Here is a 9,086-nt window from a genome sequence, read left to right on the forward strand (position 1 = left end):
GCCCCCGGACAACAGCGGCGCCGGCAGGGGATTCACCGGCCGAAAACACCATGCGACGCGACACCGGCTGAGATAGCGTCGGCGCCCATGACTCCTCCGCTGCCCCCTCCTCGTATCCGCCCTCCTTATGAAGGCGACGAGCGGACTCAACTGGTCGGCTGGCTGGACATGCAGCGCGCGATCATCCACTGGAAGTGTCAAGGGCTGTCCGACCCGGATGCGCACCGGTCCGTCCTTCCGGCCTCGCCCCTGATGACGATGGCAGGTGTCGTCTCCCACATGCGGTGGGTCGAGTACCTGTGGTTCGAGGTCATCCTGCTGGGCCGGCCGGCCAAGGGACCGCATTTCGACGGCGGGCCCGAGGACGCCGACATGATGGTGGAAGGCATCCCTCTGCCACAGCTCCTCGAGGAGTACGAGCGGCAATGTGCGGTGTCGAACGAGATCGTGGCGGCCCATGCGCTGGATGAGGTGGGCCAGCACCCGGACTTCGGTGCTGCCGCCGCGAACCTGCGGTGGATCATGCTCCACATGATCGAGGAGACCGCCCGGCACGCCGGTCACGTCGATGCCATCCGGGAGCTCCTCGACGGCGAAAAGGGCTACTACTGACGGAGCGGGTCCTGGGCGGGATCCCGCCGGTCCGACTCGGTCGAGTTCTTCGGAACCCGGGGCCTGGTACAGGTGCGGCGAGGGATGAACGCAGCGCGGCCCCGAACTCCACACGGGAGACGGGACCGCGCGCAGCGCTGATCAGCCGGTGTTCGCGTCGACCCAGCCGCCGCTGACCGGGTTCTGCACGATCTCGCACATCGCGATGTTGTAGCCACCCGACGCCTCCGCCGACGACACCACCTTGCCGTTGATCTCCAGCATGCACTTCACGTGCCCGCCACCGTTCAGCTGGGCGCTGATCGCGTAGTAGGCCGCCTTGCCGAGTGTCTTCGTCACCTTCAGCGGCACCTGCCCGCTCAGGCTCGTTCCCGCCGGCCCGTACATGATGTCGGCGGAGCTCCCGGTCACCGCGTAGGTCAGCTTGTCCTCCGGCGGCGGGGCCTCCGTCGTGGCGGCCGGCTCCTGTGTAAGGGCCGGCGCCGTCGTGTCCTCGACGGCCGGAACGGCCGCCGGCGCTGCGGCGGCCGTTGCCGTGGATGCGGTCTGCGGCTTCGTGCCTCCCGATTTCGCGGCTTTGCCTCCGCCCGCCACGGCCCCGATCACCCCCAGCACGACAAAGAACGCGACGACGAAGAACAGCACCGGCATCCAGCGCCCATTCTTCGGTGCGGGCATGGGCGGACCCCATTGCTGTGGGCCGGGATTCTGCGGATAGGACATGGCGCCCCCAAGGCTCGTCCTACAGAGACCGGGAGTATCACAGGCAACACGTCACCATCAGTTCATAGTTGCCACTTCGTGACAAACCGGAACGAGGCGATCAAGAACGGCGACGCGCCCGCCGCCTGACGGCCACGTGACGACCACACGGGGCACAGCGCACGTCGCGCACTGGCGGGGCACCGCGCGATGAGCGCTCTGAGCAGCTACTTTGCGTATCGGCCTGACCGCTGCCACCTGGAGAACCATGACGAGCCATCACCACCACTCGGCCCAGGTGCGCGCGGGCCGGGTACTGCGCAACCCGAAGATCTGGGTATTCCCCACCGGCATCGTCGGGCTGGTGGCGCTGCTGCTGTCCCTGCTCTACATGGGCGGCATTCTCAACCCGCGGGCGGACTTGCACCATCTGCCCATCGGACTGGTCAACTCCGATCGCGGTGCCGCCGTCGCAGGCCGGCAGGAGAACCTCGGTACGCGGATCACCACCGCCATCGCCACCGCCCCGGGTACCGGCGACCAGGTCTCCTGGCGGCAACTCGACCGTGCGGCGGCTCAGCAGGGCATGGCGTCCGGCAAGCTGGACGGCGTCCTGGAAGTTCCCGACGGCTTCACCGCCGCCGTAGCCGCGCTCGGCGCCACCGGCGCGCAGGCTCCCGCGCGACCGACGATGACCGTGCTGACCAACCCCGGGGCGGGCAGCCTGGCCTCGTCGCTGGCCAGCACGATCGCCCAGCAGGCCGCCCATCAGGCCTCGCTCAAGCTCGGCACCTCCCTGACCGCCTCTCCCCAGGCCCGGGCCGCGGCCCAGGGCAACGGTTCAACCGCTGCGGCACGGCTGCTGCTCGCCGACCCCGCCACCGTGGCCGTCCAGGTCGGCCACCCGATCGGGTCCCACAGCGGCCTGGGACTGACCGCGTTCTACTACACCCTGCTGCTGGTGCTCTCCGGGTTCCTGGGAGCCAACATCATCAGCAACGCGGTCGACGTCGCCCTGGGCTACGCGGACAGCGAGCTGGGGCCCTGGCACACCCGACGCCCCGTGGTGACGATCAACCGCACCCAGACTCTGTTCATCAAATGGGTCATGTCCATCGTGATCGCTGTACTCACCTCCAGCCTGATCATGCTGGCCACCGTCGCGATCCTGGGCATGGACGCTTCCCACCTCCCCCTGCTGTGGGTCTTCTCGTTCTGCGCCAGCGTCGCGGTGGGCCTGGGCGTGCAGGCCATCAACGCCGCGTTCGGCGGCATCGGACAGCTCGTCAGCATGTTCATCTTCGTGGTCCTCGCACTGCCCTCCTCCGGGGCCACGATCCCCCTGCAGGCCCTGCCGTCCTTCTACCGCCTGCTGTCCCAGTTCGAGCCCATGCGCCAGCTCAGCGACGGCGTGCGCGCGATCCTGTACTTCGGCGCCCGGGCCGACGCCGGACTCACCCGCGCCTGGATCATGATCGCCATCGGTATGGTCGCGGGCCTGGTCTTCGGCCTCGCCATGACCTCCTACTACGACCGCAAGGGCCTGCACCGCATGGTCCCCGAAGCCACCACCTGATCACCCGGGCCGCCATGGACGACCATGGGAGGCGTTTGGACGTTTGTGCGCGGCGTTGTCCATGTCTCCTGACGGCAGTCCACACGCCGCCTGCCCTTCACCAAACCCTTGCTTTCAGGGGGTGGACTCGGCGATGGCGTCGCAGCACGCTTGCGCTCGATGTGCCGTAGGGGCACGCAGCTGACAAGGGCGGACGCATGACACCGATCAGTCGTAGAGGCTTCGTAGCGCTCGGCGCGGGCGTGGCGGCGGGCGCCGTGCTTCCCCAGGAAGCCGGCGGTGCGACCATCGCGACCACGGCGAGCGCGACCACCACGACCGGCACGGTCAAGGACGTCAAGCACGTGGTGATCCTGATGCAGGAGAACCGCAGCTTCGACCACTACTTCGGCAGGCTCAAGGGCGTACGCGGCTTCGGCGACCGCAGCGGTATCACCCTCGCCGGCGGGCAGCCGGTCTTCAACCAGCCGAACGGACTCGGCCGCCAGCACCCGTGGAAGCTCAGTTCCACCCCCGCCGCCGGCGGAGTGGACGGCGAGACGCTCGCCCAGTGCAACGGCGACCTGCCTCACAGCTGGTCCTCGCAGCACTCGGCCTGGAACAAGGGCCGGCTCGACAACTGGGTGTCGGGCGTCGGCAACGTCCGCACACTCGGCTATCTGGACCGCACGGACATCCCGTTCCACTACGCGCTCGCCGACAACTACACGATCTGCGACGCCTACTTCAGCGCCACCCTGAGCGCCACCGGCCCCAACCGCACGTACCTCTGGAGCGGCAAGGTCGACTCCTCCAGCAGCGACGGCGGCGACGAGTCGGGGCTGACCTGGGAGGCGTACGCGGAGGCGCTGCAGCGCGCCGGGGTGAGCTGGAAGGTCTACCAGAACGCCGGCGACAACTACGGCGACAACGGCCTCGCGTACTTCAAGAAGTTCACCGACGCCAAGGCCGGCGACCCGCTGCACGACCGCGGCATGGGGTCCGTCCCGGCCGTCACCGGCTCCACGCCCGACGACATCGCCGCCGCGATCAAGGCGGACGCCCTGGCCGGCACCCTCCCCCAGGTCTCCTGGGTGGTCGCCAACCAGGCCTTCTCGGAGCACCCGTACGCCCCGCCCGGCGACGGCGCCCACTTCGTCGACCTCGTGTACCGGGCGCTCGCCGCCGACCCGGACACCTTCAACTCGACCGTCCTGTTCCTCAACTACGACGAGAACGACGGTTTCTTCGACCATGTCCCGCCGCCGGCGCCGCCCGCCGGCACCGCGGGCGAGTTCCTGAACGGCACCCCGTACGGCCTCGGCTTCCGAGTGCCGATGCTGGTCATGTCGCCCTGGACGCGCGGCGGCTGGGTCTCCTCCGAGGTCTTCGACCACACCTCCGTGCTGCGCTTCCTGGAGACCTGGACGACCGCCATCGGCAAGCCCGCGAGCTGCCCCAACATCAGCGCCTGGCGCCGCAAGGTGACCGGCGACCTGACCGGCGTCTTCGACTTCGCCAACCCGGTGTACGGAATGGCATCAGGACTGCCTGCCACCAAGGTCATCGGCATCAGCACCTGCGGTCCGCTGCCGAACCCGGCACCGCAGACCAACGCCCTGCCCGCCCAGGAGACCGGCACCCGCCCGGCGCGCGCCCTGCCGTACCAGCCGAACGGCAATCTCGACCGGCTGGAGTTCGGCACCAGCGGGAAGATCCTGGCCTGGTTCGGGATGGCCAACCAGGGCTCCCCGGCAAGGAGCGCCGCGCACTTCTCCATCCACCCCAACGCGTACCGCTCCACCGAACCCTGGCAGTACACGGTGGATCCGGGTGGTATGGCAGCGGACTTCTTCAACATCGGGACCGGGTACGGCGCCGGCAAGTACGACATCACCATGGTGGGCCCGAACCGCTTCCAGCGGCGCTTCACCGGTGACGCCACCAAGGCCGGCAAGAGCATCGAGGTCGCGGCCCGGTACGCCGCCGCCCCTGACACCGGCAAGCAGGCGATCTGGTTCAAGCTGGCCAATACCTCGTCGGCGACGGTGACCTTCACGGTCAAGGCCACCAACTACCGTGCGGACGGACCCTGGACGTACTCCGTGCCCGCGGGCGGTTCGACGGAGGACTACTTCAACGCGGTGGCCGGCCAGAACGGCTGGTACGACTTCACCATCACCGCCGACAGCGACACCACCTGGTCCCGCCGCTACACCGGCCACATCGAGACCGGTATTTCCAGCATCAGCGGCTAGACAGCACCGCCGGGCGCCGCCGGGAGTACGGCGGGCTCGACGACCCACCACCACACCGCATCCGCGGGGGCACCACCTGCGGATGCGGTGTGCGGTCCGCGGTCGCGACCGTCGGAACACCCGAGCTCGATCCGTCACGCCCACAGCGCCTGGGCCAGGGCCGCTCCGGTGAAGGCCGCGCCCAGTCCGGCGACCACGCTCGCCACCACATTCGCCGCCGCGAAGAAGCCCGCGCCATCCTCGGCCAGGCGCAGCGTCTCGTAGGAGAACGTGGAGTACGTCGTCAGCGCGCCGCACAGGCCGGTGCCGACCAGCAACTGCACCTGCGACGAGGCGGCGCCCGCGGTGACGGCGCCGGTGAGCAGGCCCAGGATCAGGCAGCCGACGACGTTGACGGCGAACGTCCCCCAGGGGAAAACGGTGTCGTGGCGGGTCTGGACCGTGCGGTCGGTGAGGTAGCGCAACGGGGCTCCGGTCATCGCCCCGATGATCACCAGCAGCCAGCTCACCGGGCTCCTTCGTCGTGTCCCGTGACGGTGTCGCCCCCGGCCGCCGGTTGGGGGCGGATGACTTCGACCTCGTCGAGGACGACCAGGCCCTCGCCCACCAGCGCGTCGAGTTGGGGCAGGAAGGCGCGGATCCTGTCCGCGCTGTCGATGATCACGATGACGACCGGCAGGTCTTCGCTGAGCGACAGCAGCCGGGTGGTGTGGATGAGCGAGGTGGCGCCGAAGCCTTCGACGCCACGAAAGGCCGAGGCACCGGCCAGCCCGGCGTTGTGCGCCCGGTGGATGATCTCGGTGGCGAGCGGCTTGTGGTGCCAGGTGTCGTTCTCACCAATGAAGATCATGACGCGCAGGGCGGTACCGGTCAGCCCCATTGCTGCCTCCATGCGATTGCACGCCGGGTCATGACCGCCGCGATCCATACGGACGCCAGCGCAGCCAGGAGAGTGGCCGCCAGATAGACGAGGCCGGTTGGTGCCTGGCCGCCTTTCACCAGCCGCTGGATGTCGACCGCGTACGTGGAGAAGGTGGTGAACCCACCGAGCACGCCGGTACCGAAGAAGGGCCGCACCAGCCGGTGCGCCGACCACACATCAGTGATCACGACCATGAACACGCCGATGACAGCGCACCCGATCCCGTTGACCAGCAGCGTGGTCCACGGGAAGGCGTCCGGTGCCGTCGGCCACAGCAGCGAGGCGCCGTAGCGGGCGGAGCCTCCCACACCGCCGCCGAGCGCCACCGCCGCGAGGACCGGCCACTGCCGGTGACGCAGCGCGTTGCGCTGCGCGGGCATCGCGGGCATGGGGAGGTCGACGTCGTGGTCGGTGGGTTCGTTCAGCACGTGGGGTCGGGCCTCTCCCATGCGTGTCTCCTACTCGCAGGCCACCCGGCAGCGGGTGCACTGGATCGCAAGTAGGGACCGTTGGCGGCACAATCGCCGCGGTTGGGTACGGCGGGCCCCACCGCCGCGCGGCAGGGATCGCCGCAGGGGTCCAGCGTAACGGAGCCGCCCCGGGCTCGCGCGGCGGGCCGGTTGTCGTGATCCCCGCGACACGCGACACTGGCCCCACGGCGACGGGGCTCGCCGCAACCGCACCAACAGGGTGCTGACGGCCTCTGCGTGATCCAGACATCTGGCAGCATGGAGGTAGGAAAGATGCCCCGCAACACCATCGCAGTGGAATCGGCCACCAGGTCCGGCAGCGGACGGCCGACCGAGGCGCGCCATGCTTCCCCGCGGCTTGCCGGGAACCTGGCGTGAACCGCGAGCCTGACCTGAACAGGTCGGCCCGGTCGGGTAGCGTCGGCGGTGTGCTCCGTGTCATCGACGGCCGGACGAACCGGCTCGTGGAATTGCCCGCCGTGCGCGGCAGGTTGCTGCGTATGTGTGTCCACCTGCCATGTCCCGACGGGGCCGTGGGCGGCACCGAGGTACGCGCGTTGCTGGTCGGCGACGTACTGCTGCGCGCCGCGGAGACCGGCGGGGTGCAGGTCGGGTACGCACTGGCCGTCCCGGAACTGCCGCCGGAGCAGACCAGGACACTCAACCGCGTCGTGGCCGCGCTGGGCATCCACCCGCCCTCCGAAGACCTGGGAGGCGATGGCGGCACCGCCACCGTGCATGTGTTCGCTGACGGGCACCGGGACGCGGAACGCGGGGTCTGGATCGAGGTGGGCCGGGTCCAGCAGACGACAGCGACCCTCCCGGGCCTCGACCTCGACGGGGCGGACGGAGCCGATCCACTGGCCCTACGGCTGGTCCTCCTAGGGCACGACTACCGCGAGCCGGTGACCCTGACGGCCCATGCGCTCACCGAAGCCGGTCGCACACTGACGCACTGGCGGGACTGCGTGGCCGGCTGGGCACGGATGCCGTCCAAGCCCATCCCCGCCGACGTTCGCCGCCGGGCCCGCGCCGCGATCGACGTCGATCTCGGTACGCCCGGTGTCATGAACGTCCTGCGCCACGTCGAAGCGGCGCAGGACATCCCTGACGGGGCGAAATTCGAGACCTTCGCCTACTTGGACCGGATCCTCGGTCTGGAACTCTCCCGTGAGGTGGGCCGCTCCTGATGAATGCTCCCGTCCCTGCCCCCGTCCCCGCCCGCCTGGTCGTCCTGCGGCACGCCAAGTCCGCCTGGCCGCAGGACGTGGCCGACCATGAACGCCCGCTCGCCCCGCGCGGTCTCCGGGACGCTCCAGTGGCGGGTCAGTGGCTGCAACGGGCCGGCCGGGTGCCCGACCTCGTGGTCTGCTCGCCCTCCCGCCGTACACGCGAGACGTGGGACCTGGTCGCGCCGGAACTCGATGCCACGCCACCCGTGGTCTTCGAGCCGGAGGTCTACGACGCCAGTGCAGAGGCGCTGCTGGATGTCGTACGCAAGACCCCCGAGGAGTGCCGGACGCTGCTGTTGATCGGCCACCTGCCCGGTCTGCAGGACCTCGTGCTGTCGCTGACCCGCGACGCCCACGGCGACACCCTGACCCGGGCGACCACGAAGTTCCCGACGTCTGCCATCGCCGTACTCACTCTGCCCGGACTCTGGACATCCCTCGCGCCGAACACCACGGCCTTCACCCACTTCACCGTGCCGCGCGGCACGAAGAACGGTCCGCAGCGCGGAAACCGGTAGCGCCGACCGGCGCACCCGACCGCGATCCCGGCCCCCACCACCGTCGGTTTCCCGGGTCGTTCACCCGGCACGAGGCCTGATTGCTGACCGAATGTGTGAGGAGGAGGCGGTGGAACCCCGCCTCCTCGAAGGCCCGCTCCACCAGGGCCGCGACGGCACGCGGGGCCACGCCGATGCCGCGGGCGGCGGATGTGTGGCTACTTGCAGGAGCGCCGGCACCCGGTTCGCGGGACTCAGGTGACCGGCCAGCCGGCGAGGGCGACCGCGACGCCGAGGGCTCCCGCTGCGAGCAGCGCGCTGACCACGCCGCGCCGGGCGGCCGGCAGCCACACCGCGGCGGCGGCGAGTACGCCGTACTGCCACAGGTGCTGCAGGGCCATCGCGAGCGGAATGGCGGAGCCGGTGATCGCGCCGATCACCGCGGGTCCGGCACCGGTGAAGAACGCCTGGACGCCCGGGTCGGTCCGCAGCCGGTCGAAGCGGCGGCCGCCGAAGATGACGAAGAGGAACGAGGGGGCGAAGGCCACGGCGGCGGTCAGCATGCCTCCGGGGATCCCGGCGGCGTAGCCGACCACGGCGACGGTCTGCACGACGGGTCCGGGGGTGATCTGGCCGAGGGCGACGGCGTTGAGGAACTGGCCGTCGGTCATCCAGTGATACTGGTGGACCGCGTCGGCCTGCATCAGCGGGATGATGACGAAGCCTCCGCCGTAGGACAGCGCACCGACCTTGAACGCGACCCATGCGAGCGTCGGCAGCCCGCCGATGGCCGGCGCCGCGACGGCCAGCTGCACCCGCCCCGCGGACCGCCGACCGG

The 9,086-nt window shown here is 70.0% G+C and carries 10 protein-coding genes and 1 pseudogene; 5 read left to right on the forward strand and 6 right to left on the reverse strand.

All coding sequences use genetic code 11. The features are described 5' to 3' along the window. Window positions 1–87 precede the first annotated feature (87 nt). On the forward strand, window positions 88–612 hold the full coding sequence (locus tag QMK24_RS33085) for a DinB family protein (RefSeq protein ID WP_283470559.1): 525 nt from the start codon (window positions 88–90) through the stop codon (window positions 610–612). A 141-nt stretch (window positions 613–753) separates the two neighbouring features. Here the strand turns inward: QMK24_RS33085 and QMK24_RS33090 are convergent, their stop codons facing one another. Next, window positions 754–1,290, reverse strand: coding sequence for a hypothetical protein (locus QMK24_RS33090; RefSeq protein ID WP_283470560.1), 537 nt, complete (start codon window positions 1,288–1,290; stop codon window positions 754–756). A gap of 292 nt (window positions 1,291–1,582) precedes the next feature. Between QMK24_RS33090 and QMK24_RS33095 the strand changes: the two genes are divergently transcribed. After that, on the forward strand, window positions 1,583–2,890 hold the full coding sequence (locus QMK24_RS33095) for a YhgE/Pip domain-containing protein (RefSeq protein ID WP_283470561.1): 1,308 nt from the start codon (window positions 1,583–1,585) through the stop codon (window positions 2,888–2,890). Window positions 2,891–3,087: 197 nt separating this feature from the next. Continuing rightward, window positions 3,088–5,127, forward strand: coding sequence for a phosphocholine-specific phospholipase C (locus tag QMK24_RS33100; RefSeq protein ID WP_283470562.1), 2,040 nt, complete (start codon window positions 3,088–3,090; stop codon window positions 5,125–5,127). A 134-nt stretch (window positions 5,128–5,261) separates the two neighbouring features. On the opposite strand, the gene crcB is transcribed toward QMK24_RS33100, so the two are convergent. Genes crcB through QMK24_RS33115 form a run of 3 tightly spaced genes read right to left on the reverse strand, consistent with a single transcriptional unit; the run spans window position 5,262 to window position 6,498 of the window. Further along, window positions 5,262–5,636, reverse strand: coding sequence for a fluoride efflux transporter CrcB (gene crcB / locus QMK24_RS33105; protein ID WP_283470563.1), 375 nt, complete (start codon window positions 5,634–5,636; stop codon window positions 5,262–5,264). After that, window positions 5,633–6,007 (reverse strand): DUF190 domain-containing protein, encoded by a 375-nt coding sequence (locus QMK24_RS33110; RefSeq protein ID WP_283470564.1) that lies wholly within the window; start codon window positions 6,005–6,007, stop codon window positions 5,633–5,635. The genes crcB and QMK24_RS33110 overlap by 4 nt, the downstream gene beginning before the upstream one ends. Then, a complete protein-coding gene (locus QMK24_RS33115) occupies window positions 5,998–6,498 on the reverse strand; it encodes a fluoride efflux transporter FluC (RefSeq protein WP_283470565.1) in 501 nt (166 codons plus the stop codon). The genes QMK24_RS33110 and QMK24_RS33115 overlap by 10 nt, the downstream gene beginning before the upstream one ends. A 449-nt stretch (window positions 6,499–6,947) precedes the next feature. On the opposite strand from QMK24_RS33115, the gene QMK24_RS33120 reads away from it, so the two are divergent. After that, entirely contained in the window at window positions 6,948–7,709 is a 762-nt protein-coding gene (locus tag QMK24_RS33120; RefSeq protein WP_283470566.1) for a cysteine--tRNA ligase, read from the forward strand. Beyond that, window positions 7,709–8,269, forward strand: a complete 561-nt coding sequence (locus QMK24_RS33125; protein WP_283470567.1) for a SixA phosphatase family protein — start codon at window positions 7,709–7,711, stop codon at window positions 8,267–8,269. The genes QMK24_RS33120 and QMK24_RS33125 overlap by 1 nt, the downstream gene beginning before the upstream one ends. Here QMK24_RS33125 and QMK24_RS42030 read toward each other — a convergent pair. Together QMK24_RS42030 and QMK24_RS33135 are read right to left on the reverse strand one after the other, a co-directional pair. Further along, window positions 8,220–8,447 (reverse strand): annotated as a pseudogene (locus QMK24_RS42030) (GNAT family N-acetyltransferase); the annotation flags it as partial. The gene QMK24_RS33125 and the pseudogene QMK24_RS42030 overlap by 50 nt on opposite strands. Before the next feature lie 55 nt (window positions 8,448–8,502). Then, window positions 8,503–9,086 (reverse strand): chromate transporter (locus QMK24_RS33135; protein WP_283470568.1); only part of this gene is annotated, 584 nt, incomplete at its 5' end.

The sequence above is a fragment of the Streptomyces sp. PH10-H1 genome, assembly GCF_030063355.1.
Lineage (GTDB): Bacteria > Actinomycetota > Actinomycetes > Streptomycetales > Streptomycetaceae > Actinacidiphila.